General features: G+C 74.7%; 21 protein-coding genes. 14 read left to right on the plus strand and 7 right to left on the minus strand.

Going from position 1 to position 24,488, the window contains the following annotated elements; all coding sequences use genetic code 11:
* Positions 1 to 27: 27 nt before the first annotated feature.
* Both manB and ABT092_RS25955 read left to right on the plus strand, forming a co-directional pair.
* Complete coding sequence (gene manB / locus ABT092_RS25950; protein ID WP_351247923.1) at positions 28 to 1,110, plus strand: mannose-1-phosphate guanylyltransferase; 1,083 nt, start codon at positions 28 to 30, stop codon at positions 1,108 to 1,110.
* 374 nt (positions 1,111 to 1,484) lie between these two features.
* Positions 1,485 to 1,937: an NUDIX domain-containing protein gene (locus ABT092_RS25955; RefSeq protein WP_351247925.1), complete on the plus strand. Its 453-nt coding sequence runs from the start codon at positions 1,485 to 1,487 to the stop codon at positions 1,935 to 1,937.
* A 48-nt stretch (positions 1,938 to 1,985) separates the two neighbouring features.
* Here ABT092_RS25955 and ABT092_RS25960 read toward each other — a convergent pair whose 3' ends face one another.
* From ABT092_RS25960 to ABT092_RS25980, 5 genes are all read right to left on the minus strand, one after another.
* Positions 1,986 to 3,005 (minus strand): DNA-3-methyladenine glycosylase family protein, encoded by a 1,020-nt coding sequence (locus tag ABT092_RS25960; protein WP_351247927.1) that lies wholly within the window; start codon positions 3,003 to 3,005, stop codon positions 1,986 to 1,988.
* A gap of 64 nt (positions 3,006 to 3,069) precedes the next feature.
* Entirely contained in the window at positions 3,070 to 4,401 is a 1,332-nt protein-coding gene (locus ABT092_RS25965; RefSeq protein ID WP_351247928.1) for a coenzyme F420-0:L-glutamate ligase, read from the minus strand.
* Positions 4,398 to 5,381 carry a 2-phospho-L-lactate transferase gene (gene cofD, locus ABT092_RS25970; protein ID WP_351247930.1) on the minus strand — a complete coding sequence of 328 codons (984 nt, stop codon included), beginning with the start codon at positions 5,379 to 5,381 and terminating at the stop codon, positions 4,398 to 4,400. The genes ABT092_RS25965 and cofD overlap by 4 nt, the downstream gene beginning before the upstream one ends.
* Before the next feature lie 76 nt (positions 5,382 to 5,457).
* The gene (locus ABT092_RS25975) at positions 5,458 to 5,955 is read right to left on the minus strand and encodes a cysteine dioxygenase (RefSeq protein WP_351247932.1); all 498 of its coding nucleotides are present in this window, start codon (positions 5,953 to 5,955) and stop codon (positions 5,458 to 5,460) included.
* A gap of 51 nt (positions 5,956 to 6,006) precedes the next feature.
* Complete coding sequence (locus tag ABT092_RS25980; RefSeq protein ID WP_351247934.1) at positions 6,007 to 6,162, minus strand: hypothetical protein; 156 nt, start codon at positions 6,160 to 6,162, stop codon at positions 6,007 to 6,009.
* A 526-nt stretch (positions 6,163 to 6,688) separates the two neighbouring features.
* Between ABT092_RS25980 and ABT092_RS25985 the strand changes: the two genes are divergently transcribed.
* The 3 genes from ABT092_RS25985 (at position 6,689) to ABT092_RS25995 (ending at position 12,556) form a co-directional block, all read left to right on the plus strand.
* Complete coding sequence (locus tag ABT092_RS25985) at positions 6,689 to 6,973, plus strand: WhiB family transcriptional regulator (protein WP_351247936.1); 285 nt, start codon at positions 6,689 to 6,691, stop codon at positions 6,971 to 6,973.
* 370 nt (positions 6,974 to 7,343) lie between these two features.
* Positions 7,344 to 11,090, plus strand: a complete 3,747-nt coding sequence (locus ABT092_RS25990; RefSeq protein ID WP_351247938.1) for a glycosyltransferase family 2 protein — start codon at positions 7,344 to 7,346, stop codon at positions 11,088 to 11,090.
* On the plus strand, positions 11,087 to 12,556 hold the full coding sequence (locus tag ABT092_RS25995) for a DUF5719 family protein (protein ID WP_351247940.1): 1,470 nt from the start codon (positions 11,087 to 11,089) through the stop codon (positions 12,554 to 12,556). Before ABT092_RS25990 ends, ABT092_RS25995 begins: the two co-directional genes overlap by 4 nt.
* A 7-nt stretch (positions 12,557 to 12,563) precedes the next feature.
* Here ABT092_RS25995 and ABT092_RS26000 read toward each other — a convergent pair whose 3' ends face one another.
* The gene (locus ABT092_RS26000; RefSeq protein ID WP_351247942.1) at positions 12,564 to 13,013 is read right to left on the minus strand and encodes a metallopeptidase family protein; all 450 of its coding nucleotides are present in this window, start codon (positions 13,011 to 13,013) and stop codon (positions 12,564 to 12,566) included.
* A 342-nt stretch (positions 13,014 to 13,355) separates the two neighbouring features.
* On the opposite strand from ABT092_RS26000, the gene ABT092_RS26005 reads away from it, so the two are divergent.
* From ABT092_RS26005 to ABT092_RS26040, 8 genes are all read left to right on the plus strand, one after another.
* A complete protein-coding gene (locus tag ABT092_RS26005) occupies positions 13,356 to 13,778 on the plus strand; it encodes a DUF3499 domain-containing protein (RefSeq protein WP_351247944.1) in 423 nt (140 codons plus the stop codon).
* A gap of 145 nt (positions 13,779 to 13,923) precedes the next feature.
* Positions 13,924 to 15,291, plus strand: coding sequence for a phosphomannomutase/phosphoglucomutase (locus ABT092_RS26010; RefSeq protein WP_351247948.1), 1,368 nt, complete (start codon positions 13,924 to 13,926; stop codon positions 15,289 to 15,291).
* Between the two features lie 159 nt (positions 15,292 to 15,450).
* Entirely contained in the window at positions 15,451 to 15,621 is a 171-nt protein-coding gene (locus ABT092_RS26015) for a Trm112 family protein (RefSeq protein ID WP_351247950.1), read from the plus strand.
* Between the two features lie 50 nt (positions 15,622 to 15,671).
* On the plus strand, positions 15,672 to 16,901 hold the full coding sequence (locus tag ABT092_RS26020) for an SIS domain-containing protein (RefSeq protein WP_351247952.1): 1,230 nt from the start codon (positions 15,672 to 15,674) through the stop codon (positions 16,899 to 16,901).
* A gap of 88 nt (positions 16,902 to 16,989) precedes the next feature.
* Complete coding sequence (manA, locus tag ABT092_RS26025) at positions 16,990 to 18,222, plus strand: mannose-6-phosphate isomerase, class I (protein ID WP_351247954.1); 1,233 nt, start codon at positions 16,990 to 16,992, stop codon at positions 18,220 to 18,222.
* 189 nt (positions 18,223 to 18,411) lie between these two features.
* Positions 18,412 to 19,356, plus strand: coding sequence for a cation diffusion facilitator family transporter (locus ABT092_RS26030; protein ID WP_351247956.1), 945 nt, complete (start codon positions 18,412 to 18,414; stop codon positions 19,354 to 19,356).
* A 242-nt stretch (positions 19,357 to 19,598) separates the two neighbouring features.
* Positions 19,599 to 21,056, plus strand: coding sequence for an adenosylhomocysteinase (ahcY, locus tag ABT092_RS26035; RefSeq protein ID WP_351247958.1), 1,458 nt, complete (start codon positions 19,599 to 19,601; stop codon positions 21,054 to 21,056).
* A gap of 134 nt (positions 21,057 to 21,190) precedes the next feature.
* The gene (locus tag ABT092_RS26040) at positions 21,191 to 21,814 is read left to right on the plus strand and encodes a hypothetical protein (protein WP_351247960.1); all 624 of its coding nucleotides are present in this window, start codon (positions 21,191 to 21,193) and stop codon (positions 21,812 to 21,814) included.
* A gap of 30 nt (positions 21,815 to 21,844) precedes the next feature.
* Here ABT092_RS26040 and ABT092_RS26045 read toward each other — a convergent pair whose 3' ends face one another.
* Positions 21,845 to 22,816 carry an RDD family protein gene (locus ABT092_RS26045; RefSeq protein ID WP_351247962.1) on the minus strand — a complete coding sequence of 324 codons (972 nt, stop codon included), beginning with the start codon at positions 22,814 to 22,816 and terminating at the stop codon, positions 21,845 to 21,847.
* A 101-nt stretch (positions 22,817 to 22,917) separates the two neighbouring features.
* On the opposite strand from ABT092_RS26045, the gene ABT092_RS26050 reads away from it, so the two are divergent.
* Positions 22,918 to 23,925, plus strand: a complete 1,008-nt coding sequence (locus tag ABT092_RS26050) for a stage II sporulation protein M (RefSeq protein ID WP_351247964.1) — start codon at positions 22,918 to 22,920, stop codon at positions 23,923 to 23,925.
* Positions 23,926 to 24,488: the final 563 nt, after the last annotated feature.

Here is a 24,488-nt window from a genome sequence, read left to right on the forward strand (position 1 = left end):
GGCCCCGGCAGAAGGCAGAGACGACAGGTGACAGAAGCGATCCTCCTGGTGGGCGGCAAGGGCACCAGACTCCGCCCGCTCACGGTCAACACCCCCAAACCGATGGTCCCGGCGGCCGGAGTGCCCTTCCTGACCCACCAACTGGCCCGCGCCCGGGCCGCCGGCATCGAGCACATCGTGCTCGCCACCTCCTACCTCGCGGAGGTCTTCGAGCCGTACTTCGGCGACGGCTCCGCCCTCGGGCTGCGCCTGGAGTACGTCACCGAACGCGAACCCCTGGGCACCGGCGGGGCGATCCGCAACGCCGCCGAACGCCTCCACGCCGCACCGGGCGACCCCGTCGCCGTCTTCAACGGGGACATCCTCACCGGCCTCGACATCCGCGCCCTGTTCGCCGCCCACACCGAGCACGGCGCCGACGTCTCCCTGCACCTGACGAAGGTCGCCGACCCGCGCGCCTACGGACTGGTGCCCACCGACCCCACCGGCCGGGTCACCGCCTTCCTGGAGAAGCCGCAGACCCCCGAGGAGATCGTCACCGACCAGATCAACGCCGGCGCGTACGTGTTCCGACGCTCCGTCATCGACACCATCCCCGCCGGCCGTCCGGTCTCCGTCGAACGGGAGACCTTCCCCGGCCTGCTGGCCTCCGGCGCCCACCTCCAGGGCATGGTCGACTCCACCTACTGGCTCGACCTCGGCACCCCCCGGGCCTTCGTCCGCGGCTCAGCCGACCTCGTCCTCGGCCGCGCCCCCTCGCCCGCCGTGCCCGGCCGCTGCGGCGACCGACTGGTGCTGCCCACCGCCCGGGTCGCCGCGGACGCCAAGCTCACCGGCGGCACCGTCATCGGCCACGGCGCCCGGGTCGGCGCCGGCGCCCGGATCAGCGGCAGCACCGTCCTCTCCGGCGCGGTCATCGCCCCCGGCACCGTCATCACCGACTCCCTCATCGGCGCCCGCGCCCGCATCGGCGCCCGCACCACCCTCAGGGACACCGTCGTCGGCGACGACGCCAGCATCGGCCCCGACAACGAACTGCGCGACGGCGCCCGCGTGTGGTGCGGCGCCGCCCTCCCGGCCGGCGCCGTCCGCTTCTCCTCCGACCGGTGACAGCACCACGTCGGGGCCGCGTCCACGGGGCCGTACGGGGCGCCTGACGAGGACGTGCACCTGTTCGGGAGTGCGGCAACGCCCCTGCCGGCGGGCGAGCCCGTCCCGAACAGGGGCAGCACAGGTGAACGGAGGGCCTCGGCCCGGCGCTACGAGGCCCGGCGGCTCAGGGGCGTGTGGTTCCGAGGGCGAGTGCGGTGTCTCGACCTGCACCCACAACCCGGGGCGGCGTTGCGGGCCTTGGCGCAGCGGTGTGGACTTCTGACATGACTGGTCGTGGGGTGTTGTATCTGATTGCGTGTGCTGCGGGTCCTGCGCAGTTCGTGGACGAGGGGGTGCGGGTCGCGCAGGGTGCGGGGTGGGAGGTGTGTGTGGTGTTGACGCCGTCCGCGGCGCGTTGGTGGGGGCCGCGGGTGGAGGTGCTGTTGTTGTGGCGGCACCGGTTCGTCACCGGTGCTTGGGGATGGGAGTTGCCGTCCGGTGGTGCCGAACCGGGTGAGGACCCGGTGGTGGCCGCCGCACGGGAGTTGGAGGAGGAGACCGGGTGGCGCCCGGGCCCGCTGCGGCTCCTGCTGGCGGTCGATCCCATGCCCGGTATCTCCAACTCCCACCACCGGGTCTACTGGTCGGACACCGCCGCCCATGTCGGCGAACCGGTGGACACCATCGAGTCGGCCCGCAGGGAATGGGTCCCCTTGGTGAAGGTGCCCGATCTGATCGCCGCCGGACGGATCAGGTCGGCCACCACCGTGGCCGCACTCCTCACCCTCCACCACCTTCGCACGGCGGGTCAGGACAGCGCGCCCCCCGGCCCGGCGCGCGCCTAGTAAGGGCTCGGCGCGTTCCCTTCGACCGGCGCCCCCGGGGACCGAGCCCTACAACAACCCGATGTCGGTGCGCGGCATCTTCGGCTGGCGGCGCGGCGGCGTCCGGCCGGACAGCAGCACCAGGCGGGCCGCCCGGTGCCGTTGGCCCCGGTAGGGCTCCAGCAGCCGCAGCATCTCCGCGTCGTCCGCGTCCCGGTCACCGGCCAGGGCGTAGCCGACGATCCGCGGCAGGTGCAGGTCCCCGACCGTCACCCGGTCCGCCGCCCCGTGGCTGCGCTGCACCACCTCCGCCGAGGTCCACGGCCCCACCCCGGGCACCAGCTCCAGCCGGCGGCACGCCTCGTCCGGCGACAGCTCCACCGCCTGCTCCAAGCGGGCGGCGACCCGCACCGCCCGCAGGATCGTCGCCGCCCGCTTGTCGTCGACCCCGGCCCGGTGCCACTCCCAGGACGGCACCAGCGCCCAGGTCCGCGGCGCGGGCACCACCCGCAGGTCGGGCACCCGCCGCCCGTCCGGGGCCGGGCCCGGCGCCGGCTCCCCGAAGCCGTGCACCAACCGCCGCCACGCCCGGTACGCCTCGTCGGCGGTGACCTTCTGCTCCAGCACGGACGGGATCAGCGACTCCAGGACCAGCCCGGTCCGGGTCAGCCGCAGCCCGGGCCGGCGGCGCCGGGTCTCGGCGACGATCCGGTGCCGGGGCACGAACTCCTCCGGCCGGTCCGCGCCGCCCAGCAACCCGGGCAGCCGGTCCAGCAGCCACTCGGCGCCGGGCCCCCACGCGGTGGCCGTCACGGCGCCGCCCGTCTCCGGGGCCACCCGCAGGGTGCCGGGCCCCTCGGGCGTCCGGCTGGCCCGCCACACCGAACCGTCCGGCAGCGCCCGGAACGTGGGGTCGCCGGGGCCCCGGCGCAGCGGCCCGAGCACCAGCCCCAGGTCCAGCGGCCCGTCCGGCGCCCACACCCGGGTGCGCCCGGCGGGCGCCGGGGCGGCACGCCGGGCCGCGGGCACCACGGTGTGCCCGCCCCGCACGCTCGCCCGGGTGGGCCGCTGCTCGTACCGTCCGGCCATCGTTCGTGTCCTGTGCTCCTCGTGGACCCCCGGTGCGGGGTCCCCGTTCCATGGTGCCGCGCCCCTACCGCACCCGGACGAACGCCTCCACCTCCCGGGCCGGCCGCTCGGCCGGCTCCACGGCCGGGTGCCCGATCGCCACCGCGCCCATCGGGTCCCACTCCGCGGGCAGCTCCAGCACCTCCCGGACGACGTCCCGGCAGAACATCGTGGACGACACCCAGGCCGAACCCAGCCGCTCCCCGGCCAGCGCCACCAGGAAGTTCTGCACACCGGCGCCCATCGCCACCACGAACATCTCCCGCTCGGCGGCGTCCCGCCGGGCGTGCCCGTAGTGGTGGGCGCCCTCGGTGACCAGGCACGGCACCGCGAGGTACGGCGCGTTGCGCAGCACGTCCCCGCGCCGCACCCGCCGGGCGATCGACTCCTCCGACTTGCCGTCCCGCCGTAGGTCGGCGATCCAGGCGTCCCGCATGGCGTCCAGCAGCCGCAGTCGGGCGTCGGCGCTCTCCAGCAGCACGAACCGCCAGGGCGTGGTGTGGTGCGGGGCGGGCGCGGTGACGGCCGCCGCGACCGCCCGGCGCACCGCCCCCGGGTCCACCGGCTGCTCGGTGAACGACCGGACGGTGCGCCGCCCGGTGACCGCCTCGCGGACCGCCTCCGAGGTGCCGAGCCGGAACATGTCGTCGCGGGCGCCCCGCACCAGCGCCCGCGCCCCCGGCTCCTCGGTGCCGTCGGGGGTGTCGAGGTGCAGTGCGTGCGGGAGTCCGCGGACCACGGCCACCGGCAGCCCGGCGGTCTTGCCCTTGACCAGGTCGCCGGCGGCGGCGAGTTCGTCGGCGGTGGCGACCACGGTGACGTTCAGCGGGTTGCCGTGGGTGTCGGTGCCGCCGCGCAGGTCGTCGAGGACCCGGACGCCGGCCGCGCCGATGGCGATGTCGGTGAGCCCGGAGCGCCAGGGCCGGCCGGAGGTGTCGGTGACGACGACGCCGACCCGGACGCCGAGGGCCTCGCGGAGTCCGTCGCGGATGGTCCGGGCGGAGGCGTCCGGGTCGACGGGCAGCAGCAGGACGGTTCCGGCGGGGGTGTTGGAGGCGTCGACGCCGGCGGCGGCCATCACCAGCCCCTGCCGGTTCTCCACGATCCGCAGCGTTCCGCGGCGGGCGACCACCCGGACCGTCTCGCCGTCGACGGCGGCCTCCCGGTCGGTCGCCGCGACGATCCGGCCCTCGGCCTTGGAGACGACCTTCGAGGTGACCAGGACCACGTCCCCGTCCGCCAGCCCGGGTTCGGCGGCGGCGATCAGCTTCGCCAGGTCGTCCCCGGGGACCACCTCGCCGATGCCGGGCACCGCCCACACCCGGAAGCCGGGGCCCGTTCGCGGTGCGCCGCTCATGCCCGCACCTCCGCGGCCAGGTCCAGGGCGGCCCCGGCCATCCGCGCGGTGGCGGCCAGGTCCGTCATCAGCAGCGGCACCGCCCGGCAGCGGATGCCGGCGGCCTCCACCCGGGCCACCGCCCCCGCGTCCACGGTGTCCACCAGCCAGCCGTCGAGGAGCCCGGAGCCGTAGTGCTCGGCGACCGCGGCGGCCGTGGCCTCGACGCCGACCGCGGCCAGGACCTTGTCGGCCATGCCGCGCACCGGGGCGTCCCCGACGATGGGGGAGAGGCCCACCACCGGGACCCCGGCCTCGGCGACGGCCTCCCGGATGCCGGGCACGGCGAGGATGGTGCCGATGCTGACCACCGGGTTCGAGGGCGGGAACAGCACCACGTCGGCCGCGGCGATCGCCTCCAGCACCCCCGGCGCGGGTTCGGCCCGCTCGGCGCCGACCGGGACCACGGCGTGCGCTTCGACGCCGGCCCGCAGTCGCACCCAGTACTCCTGGAAGTGGACGGCCTTGCGCTCCCCGGCGTCCGGCTCGCCCTCCGGCACCGTGATCGCCACATGGGTCTCGATCCGGTCGTCGGACATCGGCAGCAGCCGCACCCCGGGCTGCCAGCGGTCGCACAGCGCCTCGGTGACCGCGCTCAGCGGGTACCCGGCGGCGAGCATCTGGGTGCGCACGATGTGGGTGGCGAAGTCCCGGTCCCCGAGCCCGAACCAGTCGGGCCCCACCCCGTACGCCGCGAGTTCCTCCTTGACCCGGAAGCTCTCGTCCGCGCGCCCCCAGCCCTGTTCCTCGTCGATGCCGCCGCCGAGGGTGTACATCACCGTGTCCAGGTCCGGACAGACCTTCAGACCGAAGAGGTGGATGTCGTCCCCGGTGTTGCCGATGACCGTGATGTCGGTGACCCCGCGTTCCCGGGCGATCTCCCGGAGACCGCGCAGGAACCGGGCACCGCCGATGCCGCCTGCCAGAACCACAATGCGCATGGGCACAAGTCTGTCAGGCGCCACCGACACCCCTGCCCCGGCCGGGGCGCGGCGGGCGCAGGGGGTGCGGAACCGGTCAGGCGGGTGCGGTGGCGCTCGCGCCGGCGCACTGCGCCGCGTGCATCGGCATCTCGGTCAGCCCGGGGAAGTAGACGTGCAGGCTCACCGCGGGTTCGAGGGCGTCGTTGGTGACCTCGTGGACGTAGCCGGGGGCGAAGACCCGTTGCGCACCGGGGCGCAGGGTGCGGGCGGCGCGCCGGGTCCGCTCGGTGAGTTCGCCGGCGAGGACGGTGAGCACACCGCTGGACGGTCCGTGGTCGTGGAGTCCGCTGCCCTGGCCGGGCACCCAGGACAGCAGCCACATCTCGTAGCCGGGCCCGGTGCGCAGCCGGTGGTACCAGCGGCTGGTGGCGTCGTAGCGCACCAGGGGCGCCCATTGGTCGGGGTCGGCGGCGACGGCCCGGGCGAGCCCGGCGAACTCGGCCACCGTGACCGGATGTTCGCGCGGCGGCTGGAGGAGGTGCGGAACTTCGAGGATGTCGCCGGCGATCTGGAGGTCGCTGTCGCTGTTCATGGGGTGCGGGGGTGTCCTCGGCGAGAGTGTGGAGGGGCGGGAGCGGGGCCGCTACGGGCCGGTGCCGTGCCGACGGTGCCCGTCCGGATCGCGGACGGCGGGGGCTCCCGCGGGGAAGGCGCCGATCCGGGGTGCGGGCGGCACGCTGGCGCGGGGGGCGTCGGCGGGGTGGCTGGAGCGCGAGGGGCTCAACAGCAGCAGGGACAACAGCTACAGCGCGAGCGGGCAGCACCGAGGGACCCGGGGCGGGTCACGGAAAGCGCCAAGTTCGCGAGCATGCCCACCAGGCAACCGGTTCACACCTGTGATGTCAACCGAGTCCCCGGTCGGCTGGCTGGTATTCACCCGTTCCGGTGGCGCCCGTTGCCGACCGTGGGGCCGCGCGTTGACCAGGAGGCGTCGGACAACCCGGGCCGTCTTCCCCGGCGTTGCGGGGCCATACGCGGGTGTGATCAGTTTCGCTTCCGGGGCGGTATCGCAACGAAGCGCGTTTCCGGGACGTCTCTCCTGGTGAGACGCTCCGGAGGCGGTCACCCGAGAGCCTGTCACGGTTTATGTCGATTTGAGCACTTACCGTATACCCTTGGTTCCGCAGAGTGAATAAGGGGGGCATTAGCAGATCCCGGCTTGACTGGCTCGGACCGGCGCACTTGTAATTTCACTCGTGTCGTTCGCTGGTGAACAAGCCGGACGACGCCGTCACGGGGACGCAAAAACAGACGAGGGGCGCTACATGACCGAGCTGTTCCAGCACCTGCTGATCGAATCAGTGGACACCGTCGAGGGCATGGACGAAGAGGAACTCGGCTGGCAGGAGCGCGCACTGTGCGCCCAGACCGACCCCGAGTCCTTCTTCCCCGAGAAGGGCGGTTCCACCCGCGAGGCCAAGAAGGTCTGCCTCGCCTGCGAGGTCCGCTCGGAATGTCTTGAATACGCTCTCGCCAACGACGAGCGCTTCGGCATCTGGGGCGGACTCTCCGAACGCGAACGCCGCCGCCTCAAGAAGGCCGCGGTCTGACCCGACTCCCGTCGCTCCACCCACCCCCACCCGGGCCCGGCGGCCCCGCCCGCACCCCACCACCCCGCCGCCCGCACACCCCCGCCCGGTCTCCGCCACCCCGGAGCCCGCACCGCACCACCCGGCCCCCACCCCGCGCCCGGCCCGTTCCCACCCCTTCCCCGGGCAGGCCGCCACCCGTCACCGCATCGGGTGAGGCGCGGAGCGCCGGAGCCGGGGTTATCCACAGGCGGCGACCGGCCCCGCGCCCAGCCGTTAGTGTGGTCGCTCGTCCGAGACCCACGACCTCCGCGACCACCCGGCACCGAGCCCACGGCCAGCGGATTTCCGTGCGCGTCGACCACAGTCCAGCGACGGGGCCCGCACCACGATGTCCCTGCACAGCCGGCCGCCCGGCCACCACACCGCCACGGCCGCCGCGTCCGCTCCACCGCGGCCGGCCCTGTCCGACCCGACCAGCCCGCCCGAGCACCCGCGGCACGTCGTCACCGCCGTCGTCGTCGCGCACGACGGCGCACGATGGCTGCCCGAGACCCTCGCCGGACTCCTCGGTCAGACCCGCCCCGTGCAGAACGCCGTCGCCGCCGACACCGGAAGCGCCGACGACTCCGCCCGGCTGCTCACCGAAGCCCTCGGCGCCGACCGGGTCCTGAACCTCGCCCGCCGCACCGGCTTCGGGCAGGCCGTCGACGAGGCCGTGCGCACCGCGCCCGTCCTCACCCCCGACGACCTGCCCTACCTCAAGCGCCCCAGCGGCTGGGACCCCGCCACCCGCACCTGGCACGACGACGCCTACGACCTGCCCGAGCTGCCCCACGGCGAACCCGAACAGTGGCTGTGGCTGCTGCACGACGACTGCGCCCCCGAACCGGACGCCCTCGACCACCTGCTGCGTGCCGTCGAGAACGAACGCGCGCTCACGCCCACCGGCGACGGCGCCGCGGACATCGCCGTCGTCGGACCCAAGCTCCGCGGCTGGTACGACCGCCGCCAACTCCTCGAAGTCGGCGTCACCATCGCCCCCAGCGGGCGCCGCTGGACCGGACTCGACCGCCGCGAACAGGACCAGGGCCAGCACGACCAGGTCCGCCCCGTGCTCGCCGTCTCCACCGCCGGCATGCTGATCCGCCGCGAGGTCTTCGACCGACTCGGCGGTTTCGACCGCCACCTGCCGCTGATGCGCGACGACATCGACCTGTGCTGGCGCGCCCACCACGCCGGCCACCGCGTCCTGGTCGCCCCCGAAGCGGGCGTCCGGCACGCCGAAGCGGCCTCCCGCGAACGCCGCAGCGTCGACTGTGCCGGCCGCGGCACCAGCTCCCCGCACAAGGTCGACAAGGCCGGCGCCTCCTACGCGCTGCTGGCCAACACCCGCACCGCCGCCCTGCCCTGGGTCCTCGTCAGGCTCGTCCTCGGCACCGTCCTGCGCGCCCTCGCCTACCTCGTCGGCAAGGTCCCCGGGCAGGCCCTCGACGAGGTCACCGGCCTCGCCGCCACCCTGCTGCGCCCCGGCCGCGTCCTCGCCGCCCGCCGCAGCCGCGGACGCCCGCGGACCGACCGGAACGAACTGCGGCCCCTGTTCCCGCCGCCCGGCGCCACCCTCCGCGCCGCCCTCGACCACCTCACCGGCAACCTGGTCGGCGCCTCCGACACCGACACCGGCCGCGGCGGACGCCACGGCGCCGTCGAATCCGGACCCGGCGGCGACGACGCCGACTTCCTGGAAGTCGAACAGTTCGCCCGCCTCAAGCGCGTCGGCCGCAAACCCGGCCCGGTGCTCTTCGCGCTCCTGCTGCTGTGCACCCTGGTCGCCACCCGCGCCCTGCTCGGCCCCGGCGCCCTCACCGGCGGCGCCCTGCTGCCCGCCCCCGCCGACGCCGCCGACCTCTGGGCCCGCTACACCGCCGCCTGGCACCCGGTGGGCACCGGCGGCACCCAGACCGCGCCGCCCCACCTCGCCCTCCTCGCCCTGCTCGGCAACCTCCTCTTCGGCTCCGCCGGCCTCGCGGTCAGCGTCCTCCTCCTGGGCGCCGTACCGCTCGCCGGCGTCACCGCCTACCTCGCCTCCCGCCCGCTGGTCATGTCGCGCGTGCTGCGCGCCTGGGCCGCGGTCGCCTACGCCTTCCTGCCCGCCGTCACCGGCGCCGTCGCCGGCGGCCGGATCGGCACCGCCGTCCTCGCCGTGCTGCTGCCGCTGCTGGCCCGCGCGGGCGTCGCCGCCAGCGGCCTGGCCCGCCCCGGCACCCGCGGAAGCTGGCGGGCCACCTGGGCCTTCGCCCTGCTGCTGACCGTCACCACCGCGTTCACTCCGGTGGTCTGGCCCATCGCGCTGGCCCTCGGCCTCGTGCTGCTCGCCGTGCGCCGCCGCGACCTCCTGGCGCACGGCGCCCGGGCCCTCGCCGCCCTCGCCACCCCGCTGCTGGTCCTCGCGCCCTGGTCGCTGACGCTGCTGCCCACCGGCTTCCTCACCGAAGCCGGACTCGACCACGCCGGCCCCGCCTCCGACGCCCTCGACCTGCTGGGCGCCTCCCCGGGCGGCTCCGGCACCGTGGGCGGACTCCTGCTGACCGGGGTGGTCCTCGCCGCGCTCGCCGCCCTGCTGCGCACCGAACGCCGCACCGGCGTCCTCGCGGCCTGGACCACCGCCCTGGTCGCCCTCGTCCTCGCCGCCCTCTCCAACGGCGCCACCTGGGCCGGCCCCGCCACCCTCGTGTACGGGCTCGCCCTGCTGGGCGCCGCGATCCTGGGCGCCGACGGGGCCCGCCACCGGGTGGCCGAGCAGAGCTTCGGCTGGCGCCAGCCGGTCGCCGCGCTCATCGCCTTCGCCGCCGCCGCGGGCACCTTCCTCGCCGCCGCCGGCTGGATGATCGGCGGCGCCCACGGCCCCCTCGAACGGCGCGACCCCGTCCAGGTCCCCGCGTTCGTCGCCGAGGAGAGCCGCACCCAGGACCAGGCCCGCACCCTCGTCCTCGACGGCGAGGGCCCCGACCGGGTGGCCTACACCCTGGTCCGCGGCTCCGGCGCCCGCCTCGGCGACGCCGAACTCGCCGCCGCCGCACCCGCCGACCCCCGGCTCGACCGGGTCGTCGCCCACCTGGTCGCCGGCTCCGGCGCCGACCAGGCCGACGAACTCGGCGGCTACGCGGTGCGCTACGTCCTCGTCCGCGACGGCGCCCCCCGCACCATGAGCCGCGTCCTCGACACCACCCCCGGCCTGTCCCGGCTCAGCGAACAGGACGGCGACTCCCTCTGGCGCGTCGACCGGCAGGTCTCCCGCGCCGCCGTCGTCCCCGCCTCCGGCGACCCCCAACCCGTCGCCGCCGGACCCGTGGAGATCCACACCGAGCTCCGCCCCGGACCGGAGGGCCGCGTGCTGCGCCTCGCCGACTCCGCCGCCCCCGGCTGGACGGCCACCCTGGACGGCGAGCCCCTCACCAAGGTCACCGTCGACGGCTGGGCCCAGGGCTTCCGGCTCCCCGCCTCCGGCGGACGCCTGGACGTCACCTACGCCACGCCGTTGACCCACACCGCCTGGCAGTGGACGCAGGCCGCCCTCCTCCTCGTCCTCGTCGTCCTCGCCCTGCCCGGCCGCCGCCGTCAGGTGGACGACGACCTCCCCGAGGAGACGCCGCCCCCGCCCCCGCCCGCCGAGGGCCGCCGCGCCCGCCGACTGCGCGAGGAGCAGCCCGCCCCCGCCGAGCCGCCCCCGCCGGCGCCCGTCGCCCTGCCCGTCCCCCACCAGGCCGAACCCCCGGTCTGGGACCCCCCGCCGCCGGACCCCTCCGTCCACCCGGGCACCGTCCCCCCGCAAGCCGACCACGGCGGCGGGTACGCCGGATACGGGTACGACGGACACGGCGGGTACGACGCGGCCTACCACCCCGGGCCCGCCCCGCAGGACGGCTACGCCCCCTACGACCAGCCCGTGCACCCGCCGCAGACCTACGGTCAGGACGGCTACGGCTCCGACGCGTTCGGCGCGGGCGGCTACGACCCGCCCGCGCCGCAGCCCTACGACCCGTACGCCTACGGCACCGACCCCGGCCACCCGCCGGGCGGCCACGACCACGGCCCGCACGGCACCGACCGCGAGCGCCCCGAGGGGAGCCAGCAGTGAAGCGCACCACCCTGTCCCTGTTCGCCACCACGGCCGCGCTGGCCGCCGTCACCGGGCTCGCCGTGGTGACGATGCCCGGGGCGGACGGCGACGACGCGGCCCCGTCCGCCGCCCGGCTGCCCGTGGAGCGCTCCGGCCTGCTCTGCCCGGCCCCCTCGGACTCGGACCTCGCGGACACCACCTACACCTCGTACACCCCGAAGTCCCCGGGCGCCTCCGACTCCGGCCGGGCCGTGCTCGACCCCGCCGCCCGGGCGAAGAAGAAGGCCGGCGCGCCCGCGCTCCGCCCGGCGGAGCCCGGCACCCCGGTCACCGCCGAGGAATCGGGCGCGGACGTCCCCGCCCTGATCGGCGCCGCCGAGGGACGGCTCGCCCCCGGCTGGACCGTCCAGCAGACCACCACCGTCACCGCGGGCGAGGGCCGCGGCGTCCTCGGGCTCGCCTGTGCCGCCCCGGACACCGAGTTCTGGCTGCCGGGCGCCAGCACCGCCGAGGGCCGCACCGACTACGTCCACCTCACCAATCCGGACGACGCGGCGGCCGTCGTCGACATCGAGCTGCACGGGAAGGACGGCGCCCTCGCGTCCTCCCTGGGCGAGGACATCCAGGTGCAGCCGCGGGCCACCGTGCCGGTGCTGCTGTCCACCCTCACCGACGAGCCGCAGGGCGACCTCACGGTGCACGTCACGGTGCGCAGCGGGCGGGTCGCGGCGGCGATCCGGGCCGTCGACGCCGAGCGGGGCGCTGACTGGCTGGCGCCCGCCGCCGACCCGGCGCCCGCGGTGGTGCTCCCGGGCGTCCCCGAGGACGTCACCGCGGCCCGTCTGGTCGTCTTCGCACCCGGCGACCAGGACGCGGAGCTGACCCTCCAGGTGGCCTCGCCGAACGGTCCGATCGTCCCGGCCGGCAACGAGGAGCTGCACGTCAAGGCGGGGATGACCACGGCCGTCGACCTCGGTGAGATCACCCGGGGCGAACCCGGCTCCCTGCTGCTCGCGCCCAAGGACGGCTCCTCCGCCCCGGTCGTGGCCGCCCTCCAGGTGGTCCGCGGCAAGGGCGACCGCCGGGAGACCGCCTACCTGCCCGCGAGCACCGGGATCGGCGCCCGGGCGACGGTCGCCGACAACCGGGCCGAGGGCGGCGCGCTGGCCCTGACGTCCACCGGGCGGGGCGCGAAGGTGCGGGTCACCGCCTCGGCGGGCAGCGGGGGCGGCGCGCCGGTGAGCCGGACGTACCCGGTGCCGGAGGGCACCACCGTACGGGTCGACGACCTCGTCCCGAAGGGCCTCGAAGGCGCCTACGCGCTCACCGTCGAGACCCTGTCGGGCGGCCCGGTGCACGCGTCCCGGATGCTGGAGCTGCCCGAGGACGGCATCCCCATGTTCACCGTCCAGACCCTCGCCGACGACCGGGGCACCGTCGCCGTGCCGAAGGCGGAGGAGGACCTGTCCGTGCTCCAGGACTGAGGCGCCGTCACTCCTCGTCGTAGTGCGGGTCGACGGTCTCCGGGGTCAGCCCCAACAACTCGGCGACCTGCTCCACCACGACCTCGTGCACCAGGGCGGCGCGTTCGTCGCGCCCCTTGGTGCGGATCTCCACCGGCCGCCGGTAGACCACCACCCGCGCCCGCCGGCCCTCCCGCGCCGGGACGATCCCGCCCAGCGGCACCGGGTCCTCGCCCCAGCCCCCGTCCGCGGCCTCCAGCCGGGGCACCTCCAGCACCATGAAGTCGAACTCGGAGAGCTGGGGCCACCGCCGCTCCAGCCGCTCGACCGAGTCCTGCACCAGGTCCGTGAAGAGCTCGGCCCGGCTGGCGGCGAGCGGCACCTGCGGCGGGGCGACGGGGCCGCGCATCCCGCGGCCGTGCCGGTCACGACGCCGGGGGCCGCGGTTCGCGGCAGGGGGAGAAACGGGGTCGTCCATCACCGGGGAAGCGTAGTCCTCCGGCGGCCTCCCCGCCGCGTCGTCCCCCAGGTTCCGTCACGTTCCGTGTCAGTGCGGCTCCGTACCGCGGGAAGTCCGACCCGTTCGCCCCTCGCGTCACCCCGATGTAGGGCATGTCACTTGTTGACCATTCCAGCCACGCTTGTGATCGCTATTGATCATTTCAAGGAGGGTGGGTCGCGTCCCGTCTGAGGTGAAAGCCCCCACTAGTCCCGATTCGCCCCCCGTTTCGTCCTTCCGACCGCCCCCGCCGCGCACCGCCCGGGATCCACAACCGGAAACCCCCGGGGGCGGGTTCACGCCACGACACGGCGGGGTGACGTGCGGGGGAGTCGTCGCGGCCCGCTCAAGAGTGCGGTACCGTCCAACATCGTGAGCCCTGTACGTCGCTGTTCGCGCACCGCGTGCGGCCGTCCCGCCGTCGCGACGCTGACGTACGTCTACGCCGACTCGACCGCGGTCCTCGGCCCCCTCGCCACCTACGCCGAACCCCACTGCTACGACCTGTGCGCCGAGCACTCCGAGCGCCTCACCGCCCCCCGCGGCTGGGAGGTCGTCCGCCTCGCCGAGGCCAGCGGCCCCGCCCGGCCCAGCGGCGACGACCTCGAAGCCCTCGCCAACGCCGTGCGCGAGGCGGCCCGCCCCCACGACCGCGCCGCCGAGGCCGGCGGACGCACCGGCGCCGACCCCAGGGAAGTGGCCCGCCGCGGCCATCTGCGCGTCCTGCGCTCCCCGGACTCCTGAACCCCGCGCCGCCCCCGCCACCAGCGACGACGTCGCCCGGCCGAAAAGCGGCCGCCCGCCCGCACCGGCCCCGTGCCGCCCTGCCCACCGCCACCCCCTGCGGGTAGTTTGGGGGGCCTCAGAGGACCTCCAGGAGGGTGTGGCCGTGACGGTTGACCTGTCGCAGATCGTGAAGGCGTACGACGTCCGCGGGGTGGTCCCCGACCAATGGGACGAGTCCCTCGCCGAACTCTTCGGCGCGGCCTTCGCCCAGGTGACCGACGCCCGGGCGATCGTGATCGGGCACGACATGCGGCCCTCCTCCCCGGGACTCTCCCGCGCCTTCGCCCGCGGCGCCGCCGCCCGCGGCGTCGACGTCACCGAGATCGGGCTGTGCTCCACCGACCAGCTCTACTACGCCTCCGGCGCCCTCGACCTGCCCGGCGCCATGTTCACCGCCTCCCACAACCCGGCCCAGTACAACGGCATCAAGATGTGCCGCGCCGGAGCCGCCCCCGTCGGGCAGGACACCGGCCTCGCCGAGATCCGCGCCCTGGTCGAGGGCTGGGCCGCCGGCGACGGCGCCCCCGCACCCGCCGCCGGGCCCGGAACGGTCGACCAGCGCGACACCCTGGACGACTACGCGGCCCACCTGAGGTCCCTCGTCGACCTGCGCACCATCCGCCCGCTCAAGGTCGTCGTCGACGCGGGCAACGGCATGGGCGGCCACACCGTCCCCACCGTCTTCGCCGGGCTGCCCCTGGACCTGGTGCCCATGTACTTCGAACTCGACGGCACCTTCCCGAACCACGAGGCCAACCCGCTCGACCCGAAGAACATCGTCGACCTCCAGGCCCGGGTCCGCGCCGAGGGCGCCGACCTCGGCATCGCCTTCGACGGCGACGCCGACCGCTGCTTCGTCGTCGACGAGAACGGCGACCCCGTCTCCCCGTCCGCGATCACCGCCCTGGTCGCCGCCCGCGAACTCGCCAAGCACGGCGGCAGCGGCACCGTCATCCACAACCTCATCACCTCCTGGTCCGTCCCCGAGGTCGTCCGCGAACACGGCGGCACCCCGGTGCGCACCCGCGTCGGCCACTCCTTCATCAAGCAGGAGATGGCGAACACCGGCGCCATCTTCGGCGGCGAGCACTCCGCCCACTACTACTTCCGCGACTTCTGGAACGCCGACACCGGCATGCTCGCCGCCCTCCACGTCCTCGCCGCCCTCGGCGAACAGGACGGCCCGCTCTCCGGGCTGGTCGGGCAGTACGACCGCTACGTCGGCTCCGGCGAGATCAACTCCACCGTCGACGACCAGGCCGCCCGGCTCGCCGCCGTGAAGGACGCCTACCGGGAACGCCAGGACGTCACCCTCGACGAGCTCGACGGCCTCACCGTCACCGCTGCCGACTGGTGGTTCAACGTCCGCCCCTCCAACACCGAGCCGCTGCTCCGCCTCAACGCCGAAGGCCGCGACGAGGCCACCATGGCCAAGACCCGGGACGAGGTCCTCGCCCTGATCCGCGGCTGACCCCGCCGCACCCCGGGTACCGGACGACGACCGTCCGGTACCCGGGGGTGCGCACCACCCCCCACCAGGACCGTCGACCCGGCACCCGCCCGACCGCGGCGGTACGCTGACCAGGCCGCGGACCCATCCCGCGCGCCCCCCGCCGGAAGGAACCCCGCCATGCCGATCGAAGCCGGACTCCTGGAGATCCTGGCCTGCCCCGCCTGCCACGCCCCCCTCACGGAGACCGACGCCGAACTGCTCTGCACCGGGCAGGACTGCGGCCTCGCCTACCCGATCCGCGACGGCATCCCCGTCCTCCTCGTGGACGAGGCCCGCCGCCCCGCGTAACGGCCGCCCGCCGCCCCGCCCCACAGCGAATCGACCGGAGAGGCCGCCCCATGCTCGACGAATCGCTGCTGGACGAGCCCGAAGCGCTCGCCCGGGCCGACCGGCGCCGCCTGCTGCGGGGCGCCGCCGAGGCGGGCGCCCGCGTCCGCACCGCCGCCCGACACGCCACCGAGGCCGGCGTGGGCGACCTGCGGCCGGACGGGCGCCCCCGCGCCGTCCTGATGGCCGGCCCCGGCGCCGCCGCCAACGCCGCCGCCGACATCCTCGGCACCCTCGCCGGCGCCAGCAGCCCCGTCGTCCGCCTCGACGCCACCGGCGTCGCCGCCGCCCCCGGCGCCCTGCGCTGGGCCCTGCCCGGCTGGGCCGGCCCCGTCGACCTGCTGCTGATCGCCACCCCGGACGGCACCGAACCCGGCCTCGCCCTCCTCGCCGAACAGGCGTACCGGCGCGGCTGCACCGTCGTCGCCGTCGCCCCCGACCGCACCCCCCTCGGCGAGGCCGTCGACGGCGTCCACGGACTCACCCTGCCCATGGCCACCGCCCCCTACGAGCAGGACGAACCCGACGCGGCCTCCGCCCCCGGCGCCCTGTGGGCCCTGCTCACCCCCCTGCTGATGCTCCTCGACCGCACCGGACTCATCAGCGCCCCCGCCGAAACCCTGGAACGGGTCGCCGACCGCCTCGACCGCACCGCCGAACGCTGCGGCCCGGCCATCGCCACCTACGCCAACCCCGCCAAGACCCTCGCCGCCGAACTCGCCGAAGCCCTCCCGCTGATCTGGACCGAAGGCCCCTCCGCCGGCCCCGCCGGCCGCCGCTTCGCCGCCGCCATCGGCGAACTCGCCGGCCGCCCCGCCCTCGCCGCCCAGCTCCCCGAGGCCCTCCCCGCCCACGGCGCGCTCCTCACCAGCGGCCTCGCCGCCGGCGCCGACCCCGACGACTTCTTCCGCGACCGCGTCGAAGAGGCCCAGGCCCTCCGCGCCCGCGTCGTCCTGCTGCGGGAGGGGCCCACCGGCCCGCTCAGCGCCGCCCCGGCCGCCCGCGCCCTCGCCCTCGGCCAGGACACCGCCGTCAGCGAACTCGAAGCCGGACTCGACGACGGCCGCGACAACGGCGACCGGGACAACGGCGACCGGGACGACCGCACCGACGCCCCGGCGCCCGACGGCGCGCCCGCCACCCGCGGCGACGACCCCGGCGACACACTCGAAGCACTCGCCGAACTGATCGCCGTCACGGATTTCGCCGCCGTTTACCTGGCGCTCGCTTCCGGGGCATGACCTGGAGCCGGAGCCCGCCCCGGCCGCCGCACCGGCGCCGCCGCCCACGGCTCCGGAGCACGTCGCACCCTGCATCACGGAGGAACCCATGCACCGTCTCGCCAACCCCGTCCGCCCCTATGCCTGGGGTTCCCCCACCGCCCTGCCCGCCCTCCTCGGCACCACCCCCACCGGCGAACCCCAAGCCGAGATGTGGATGGGCACCCACCCCGGCGCCCCCTCCCGCACCCCCCGCGGCACCCTCGCCGACCTCATCGACACCGACCCCCGGGGCACCCTCGGCGCCCCCGCCGTCACCCGCTTCGGCCCCCGCCTCCCCTTCCTGCTGAAACTCCTCGCCGCCGGCGCCCCCCTCTCCCTCCAGGTCCACCCCGACCTCGACCAGGCCCGCGAGGGCTACGCCCGCGAACAGCGCCGGGGCATCGACCCCACCGCCGCCCACCGCAACTACAAGGACCCCAACCACAAACCCGAGCTGATCTGCGCGCTCACCCCCTTCGAGGGCCTGTGCGGATTCCGCGCCCCGCACGCCACCGCCGACCTGCTCGCCGCCCTGGAGGTCGACTCCCTCAAGCCCTACGTCGACCTGCTGCGCGCCACCCCCGAAGCCGCCGCCCTGCGCGAGGTGCTCACCGCCGTCCTCACCGGCGACCGCACCGAGACCGCCGCCACCGTCACCGAGGCCGCCGAAGCCTGCGCCCGACTCGCCGCCGCCGGCCCGCCCGCCCCCGCCCCGCACGAGGACCCGGCCACCGAGGACCCGGCCACCGCCCGCAGAGCCGCCTACGCCGCCTACGCCGCACTGGCCCACCACCACCCCGGCGACCCGGGCGTCCTCGCCGCGATGCTGCTCCACCACGTACGGCTCCAGCCGGGCGAAGCCCTGTACCTCGGCGCCGGCGTCCCCCACGCCTATCTGCACGGCCTCGGCGTCGAGATCATGGCCACCTCCGACAACGTCCTGCGCTGCGGCCTCACCCCGAAGCACGTCGACGTCCCCGAACTGCTCCGCATCGTCCGCTTCGACGCCGCCGACCCCGCCGTCCTGCGCCCCGAAGCCTCCCCCACCGGGGAGGAGGTCTACGACACGCCCATCGACGAGTTCCGGCTCTCCCGCTTCGTCCGCCCCGACACCGCCCCGCCCGGCGACCTCACCGCGGGCACCCCGCAGATCCTGCTCGGCACCGCCGGCACCCTCACCCTCCGCGGCCCCGGAGCCGCCGAGACCCTGACCCCCGGCACCTCCGTCTTCGTCCCCGCCGGCGAGGCCGCCGAAGTCACCGGCACCGGCACCCTCTTCCGCGCCACCGTCGCGGTCTGACCCGACGGACCGCCCGCCCGGACCCGTCCCCCGGACGGGCGACACTCCGCGCGAACCCCGTGCGCCGGCGCACCCCACCCCGTACGATCCCGCATCTGCGCCCCCGCGCCCGCCACCACCGGGCACGGGAACACCACCAGCAGCCGGCACCCACGGGGCACCGCCCCGGGCGGAAGGGACACCCCACGGATGAGCGCCTCAGGCGGGACCAAGGCCATCGTCGCGGCACTCGCCGCCAACCTGTCCATCGCCGTCGCCAAGTTCGTCGCCTTCCTCTTCAGCGGCTCCTCGTCCATGCTCGCCGAGAGCGTCCACTCCCTCGCCGACTCCGGCAACCAGGGCCTGCTCCTCCTCGGCGGCAAACGCGCCCGCCGCGAAGCCACCCCGCAACACCCCTTCGGCTACGGCCGCGAGCGCTACATCTACGCCTTCCTCGTCTCCATCGTGCTCTTCTCCCTCGGCGGCATGTTCGCCCTCTACGAGGGCTACGAGAAGATCAAGGCACCGCACCCCGTCGAACACTGGTACTGGCCCGTGGGCGTCCTCGTCTTCGCGATCGTCGCCGAGGTCTTCTCGTTCCGCACCGCCATCAAGGAGTCCAACCAGGTCCGCGGCACCCTCTCCTGGAAGGAGTTCGTCCGCCGCTCCAAGGCCCCCGAACTCCCCGTCGTCCTCCTGGAGGACCTCGGCGCCCTCGTCGGCCTGGTCCTCGCCCTCGGCGGCGTCGGCCTCGCCCTCGCCACCGGCGACGGCCTCTGGGACGGCATCGGCACCCTGTGCATCGGCGTCCTGCTCATCCTCATCGCCCTCGTCCTCGCCGTGGAGACCAAGTCCCTCCTGCTCGGCGAAGCCGCCGGCACCGACGACATCCGCGCCATCGAGGCCGCCCTCGTCGACGGCACCACCGTCACCCGCGTCATCCACATGCGCACCCTCCACCTGGGCCCCGAGGAACTCCTCGTCGCCGCCAAGATCGCGGTGCCCCGCAACAGCACCGCCGGCCGGATCGCGACCGCCATCGACGCCGCCGAGGCCCGCGTCCGCACCGCCTGCCCCATCGCCCGCGTGATCTACCTCGAACCCGACGTCCACCGCGACGACCGCACCGAAGGGGACCCCACCCCCGCACACTGAGCCGTTCGCCCCGGGCAATCCGGCCGAACGCGATCGCGCCCTGTGGCCCGCCCGCCCCGCGGTGTTAGATTCGTGACCAGTGCCAGACGTCGCTGCTGATGGCGGTCGGGCGGCCCGCACCCCGGGCCGACCGAGGGAGAGAGGGCCTCCGACGGACTGCGCTGCGCAACGCGCGGGCTCCACCCTGCCCGCCGCGCAGACCAGCCGTACCCACCTCGACCCAACCCGAGGAGCAGCCCTCCATGACCGCCGTCGACAACCGACAGGACTTCAAGGTCGCCGACCTCTCCCTCGCCGCCTACGGGCGCAAGGAGATCACCCTCGCCGAGCACGAGATGCCCGGCCTCATGGCCATCCGCAAGGAGTACGCCGCCCAGCAGCCGCTCGCCGGCGCCCGGGTCACCGGCTCCCTGCACATGACCGTGCAGACCGCCGTCCTCATCGAGACCCTCGTCGCCCTCGGCGCCGAGGTCCGCTGGGCCTCCTGCAACATCTTCTCCACCCAGGACCACGCCGCCGCGGCCATCGCCGTCGGCCCCGACGGCACCCCCGACGCCCCCCGGGGCGTCCCCGTCTTCGCCTGGAAGGGCGAGACCCTCGACGAGTACTGGTGGTGCACCGAGCAGGCCCTGACCTGGCCGAACAGCCCCACCGGCGGCCCCAACATGATCCTCGACGACGGAGGCGACGCCACCCTCCTCGTCCACAAGGGCGTCGAGTACGAGAAGGACGGCAAGGTCCCCGCCCTCGACACCGCCGAGTCCGACGAACACCGCGTCATCCTCGAACTCCTGCACCGCACCATCACGGACGGCTCGCAGAAGTGGACCCGGCTCGCCTCCGAGATCCGCGGCGTCACCGAGGAGACCACCACCGGCGTCCACCGCCTCTACGAGATGCACCGCGACGGCGCCCTCCTCTTCCCGGCGATCAACGTCAACGACGCCGTCACCAAGTCGAAGTTCGACAACAAGTACGGCTGCCGCCACTCCCTCATCGACGGCATCAACCGCGCCACCGACGTCCTCATCGGCGGCAAGACCGCCGTCGTCTGCGGCTACGGCGACGTCGGCAAGGGCTGCGCCGAGTCCCTGCGCGGCCAGGGCGCCCGGGTCATCGTCACCGAGATCGACCCCATCTGCGCCCTCCAGGCCGCCATGGACGGCTACCAGGTCACCACCCTCGACGAGGTCGTCGCCACCGCCGACATCTTCGTGACCACCACCGGCAACAAGGACATCATCATGGCCGCGGACATGGCCAAGATGAAGCACCAGGCCATCGTCGGCAACATCGGCCACTTCGACAACGAGATCGACATGGCCGGCCTCGCCAAGACCCCCGGCATCGTCAAGGACGAGGTCAAGCCCCAGGTGCACACCTGGACCTACCCCGACGGCAAGGTCCTCATCGTGCTCTCCGAGGGCCGCCTGCTCAACCTCGGCAACGCCACCGGGCACCCGTCGTTCGTGATGTCCAACTCCTTCGCGGACCAGACCCTGGCCCAGATCGAGCTGTTCACCAAGCCCGACGCCTACCCGACCGACGTCTACACGCTCCCCAAGCACCTCGACGAGAAGGTCGCCCGCCTCCACCTCGACGCGCTCGGCGTGAAGCTCACGACCCTCCGCCCCGAACAGGCCGCCTACATCGGCGTCGAGGTCGAGGGCCCCTACAAGTCGGACCACTACCGCTACTGACCCGCCCCGCCGCCACCCGGCGAACGGACCCGTCACGCGCGTACCCGGCAGGCCCCCCGCACCCCGGTGCCGGGGGCCTGCCCCGTACCCACCGGCCGCCGAGGAACACCAGCACCACGACCACCAGGACCCCCATGCCCCGCGGCCACTACACCCTCCACGACCCCTACGACCGCACCCCCCTCGGCGAAGAGCACTTCCACTGCGCCCCCGGCCCCTCCGGCTGGCGCTACGTCGCGCAGACCCGCACCCCCACCGGCGACCACGCCGGCTCCGTGGACCTCACCCTCGACGGCCTCGGCCGCCCCCTCCGCCTCGAACTGCACGCCGCGAGCTGGCGCGTGCGCGGCGGCGCACTCGACGGGGTCACCTGGGTGCGCACCGACCCCACCGGGGAACACGCCGACGAGGGCAACGCCCCCGCGCACGCCTTCACCGGCACCTCACCGGCCTTCCTCGTCGCCACCGCCCGGCTGCTGCGCCTCGCCCCCGGCGCCCCCGCCGTCCGGGTCCGCCTGCTCGCCCTCACCCCACCGGTCCTGGCCCCCCGCACCGTCGACCAGTCCTGGGCCCTGGTGAGCCGCGAGACCCACGCCGCCGAGGACGCCGACCCCACCCCCCTGACCGTGGACGCCTACCGGGTCACCGCACTCGACACGGGCGAACAGCACACCGTCCACCTCGCCGGCGACGTCGTCCTGTCGGCCCCCGGCATCGAGCTGGAGGACCTGGAGTCACCCCCCTCGACCTTCCCCTGACCCACCGGCCCGCGGACCCCCGCCACCGACTCACCCCGGCGGAGCGAACCCGGTGCCCGACCCGCCCGCCGCACCCGGCGACGACGACGGCGACGACGGAGGCGCCGCAGCCGGAGCGGCCGGGGCCGGGGGAGCTGCCGGAGGCACCGCCGCCCCACCGCCGACCCCGCCCGGCGCCGCGAAACCGCCACCCGCCCCGGTTCCGGGGCCGTACCCCGCCCCCGCCCACGCACCGGCCCCGCCGCCCGGCCCCCCACCGGCCGCCATCCGCGAGGCGTCCCGCGACCGCCGCTCATGGACCACCGCGGCCAGGAACGCCGCCGCCGGAACTCCCTCGGGCACCGCCGCCCCGGTCAGCCGGGCCACCTCCCACGCCAGCCGCTGACCCATGGCCGCACCCGCCTGCGGATCGAACTGCGACATCCGGCTCAGGTACTGCCGCACCGCCAACCACACCTCGTCCGGCACCCCCGAGAGGTCCACCCCCGCGAACCGCCCCACCAGCCACGGCGGCGGAGGCGGCAACTGCCCGCCGACCGCCTTCGGCACCCGCTCCCGCACCACCAGCGTCCCGGCCAGCACGTCTCCCACCCGCCGGCCCCGCGCCGACACCAACGACGCGATCATCGCCACCACCCCGAACGTCCCGAGGATCTCCACCGCCCCCACCGCGCCCCGCACCAAGGCGTGCCGGAACCGGATCGGCCCCCCGTCGTCCCGCACCACCCGCAACCCGCACACCAGCTTCCCGAGCGACCGCCCCCGGCTCAGGGTCTCCACCGCGATCGGCACCCCCACCAGCAACAGCAGGAAACTCGCCACGGTGACCGCCGCGAACGCCGCCTCGTCCAAGGACGAGGTCGCCGCCACCAGCCCCGCGGTCACTCCCAGATAGACACCGAGCGCCACCGTGAGGTCGATCGCCAAGGCCAGACCGCGGCTCGGCAGCCTCGCCGGCCGCAACTCCAGCGTGACCGCCTCGCCCGTCACGAGATCACTCATGCTCCTGCACCCTCCGCAGCCCTGGTCCGCCCCACGAACGGCCAGTCTGCCAAGCTGAGGCCCGTTGCCGCAGTACGAGAAGCCGAGGAGCAGACGATCCGATGGACCTCGACGTCTTCGTGTCCGCCCACCGGGCCGAATGGGACCGCCTCGACGGTTTGCTGCGCCGCCCGGGCCGTCTCACCGGCGCCGAGGCCGACGAACTCATCACCCTCTACCAACGCGCCGCCACCCACCTCTCCCTGATCCAGTCCAGCGCACCCGACCCCCAGCTCGTCGGGCGCCTCACCCAGCTGGTCGCCCGCGCCCGCAACGCCGCCACCGGCACCCGCCGCGCCTCCTGGCGCGACGTGACCCGCTTCCTCACCCACGGCTTCCCGGCGGCCCTCTACCGCACCCGCCGCTGGTGGGTGCCCACCGCCGTCCTCTCCACGCTGGTCGCCGTGCTCATCGGCTGGTGGATCGCGACCCACCCCGAGGTGCAGGCCAGCATCGGGGCCCCGGCCGACCTGCGCGCCCTCACCGACCCCGGCGGCGAGTACGAGACCTACTACTCCAGCAACCCGGCGGCCTCCTTCGCCGCCCAGGTGTGGACCAACAACGCCCGTGCCGCCGCGCTCTGCCTGGTCCTCGGCGCCTTCCTCTGCGTACCGGTGCTCTGGATCCTGCTGCTCAACATGGCGAACGTGGGCGTCGGCATCGGCCTGATGGCCTCGGCGGGACGGCTCGACGTCTTCCTCGGCCTGATCCTCCCGCACGGCCTGCTCGAACTGACCGCCGTCTTCGTGGCCGCCGGCACCGGACTGCGCCTCGGCTGGACGCTCATCGACCCCGGCCCCCGCCCCCGCCGCACGGCGCTCGCCGAAGAGGGCCGCGCCGCGCTGGGGATGGCGATCGGCCTCGCCCTGGTGCTGTTCGTCTCGGGCGTCATCGAAGGCTTCGTCACCCCCTCGGGGCTCCCGACCTGGGCTCGCATCGCCATCGGCATCGCCGCCGAGCTCCTCTTCCTCGCCTACGTGTACGTGCTGGGCCGCCGGGCGGTGCGGGAGGGCGCCACCGGGGACCTCGACAGCGAGGAACGCAGCGCCTCCGTGCCCCTGGCCGCCTGATGTGCACAGGCCCCCGCAGACCTGCTACTGTCCTCCTCGTCCCCAGAAAAGCTGTTGACACGGCCTGCCTGGGGAGGTAGATTCGAACAGTTGCCTAGGAACGAGCTCGAAGCTCGTGAGGCAGTTTGAGAAAATCTACGGCTTCCCGATCCTCATCCATCTCAGGGTGACGTACTGAGGAAGCCTTTCTGACTCACATCGGAACGCATTCGGTGGTGCAAGCCACTGGAAAACCTCTGATAAAGTCGGAACCGCTGGAAAGGAAAGCAAGCGAATCGCTTTCCTGGAAAGCACCGAGGAAATCGGATCGGGAAACGGTCTGATAGAGTCGGAAACACCGAAGGGAAGCGCCCGGAGGAAAGCCTGCACCGAATGGTGGGGGTGAGTACGAAGGAAGCGTCCGTTCCTTGAGAACTCAACAGCGTGCCAAAAGTCAACGCCAGATATGTTGATACCCTGTCACTGTGGCCGTCATGGTCTGGTGATGAGGTTCCTTTGAAATACACACAGCGAGGACGCTGTGAACGCACTCGGGACTATTCCTCCTGGGTGTTGTTCCGCTC

The sequence above is a fragment of the Streptomyces sp. NPDC002490 genome (assembly GCF_040296045.1).
Classification (GTDB): Bacteria; Actinomycetota; Actinomycetes; order Streptomycetales; family Streptomycetaceae; genus Streptomyces.

Bases quoted from the DNA above. Each gene is read 5' to 3' on its own strand.
- ABT092_RS25960 (WP_351247927.1), bottom strand. From the start codon at position 3,005: ATGGCCGGACGGTACGAGCAGCGGCCCACCCGGGCGAGCGTGCGGGGC.
- ABT092_RS25965 (WP_351247928.1), bottom strand. From the start codon at position 4,401: ATGAGCGGCGCACCGCGAACGGGCCCCGGCTTCCGGGTGTGGGCGGTG.
- cofD (WP_351247930.1), bottom strand. From the start codon at position 5,381: ATGCGCATTGTGGTTCTGGCAGGCGGCATCGGCGGTGCCCGGTTCCTG.
- ABT092_RS25975 (WP_351247932.1), bottom strand. From the start codon at position 5,955: ATGAACAGCGACAGCGACCTCCAGATCGCCGGCGACATCCTCGAAGTT.
- ABT092_RS25985 (WP_351247936.1), top strand. From the start codon at position 6,689: ATGACCGAGCTGTTCCAGCACCTGCTGATCGAATCAGTGGACACCGTC.
- ABT092_RS25990 (WP_351247938.1), top strand. From the start codon at position 7,344: ATGTCCCTGCACAGCCGGCCGCCCGGCCACCACACCGCCACGGCCGCC.
- ABT092_RS26000 (WP_351247942.1), bottom strand. From the start codon at position 13,013: ATGGACGACCCCGTTTCTCCCCCTGCCGCGAACCGCGGCCCCCGGCGT.
- ABT092_RS26015 (WP_351247950.1), top strand. From the start codon at position 15,451: ATGCCGATCGAAGCCGGACTCCTGGAGATCCTGGCCTGCCCCGCCTGC.
- ABT092_RS26020 (WP_351247952.1), top strand. From the start codon at position 15,672: ATGCTCGACGAATCGCTGCTGGACGAGCCCGAAGCGCTCGCCCGGGCC.
- manA (WP_351247954.1), top strand. From the start codon at position 16,990: ATGCACCGTCTCGCCAACCCCGTCCGCCCCTATGCCTGGGGTTCCCCC.
- ABT092_RS26030 (WP_351247956.1), top strand. From the start codon at position 18,412: ATGAGCGCCTCAGGCGGGACCAAGGCCATCGTCGCGGCACTCGCCGCC.
- ahcY (WP_351247958.1), top strand. From the start codon at position 19,599: ATGACCGCCGTCGACAACCGACAGGACTTCAAGGTCGCCGACCTCTCC.
- ABT092_RS26040 (WP_351247960.1), top strand. From the start codon at position 21,191: ATGCCCCGCGGCCACTACACCCTCCACGACCCCTACGACCGCACCCCC.
- ABT092_RS26045 (WP_351247962.1), bottom strand. From the start codon at position 22,816: ATGAGTGATCTCGTGACGGGCGAGGCGGTCACGCTGGAGTTGCGGCCG.
- ABT092_RS26050 (WP_351247964.1), top strand. From the start codon at position 22,918: ATGGACCTCGACGTCTTCGTGTCCGCCCACCGGGCCGAATGGGACCGC.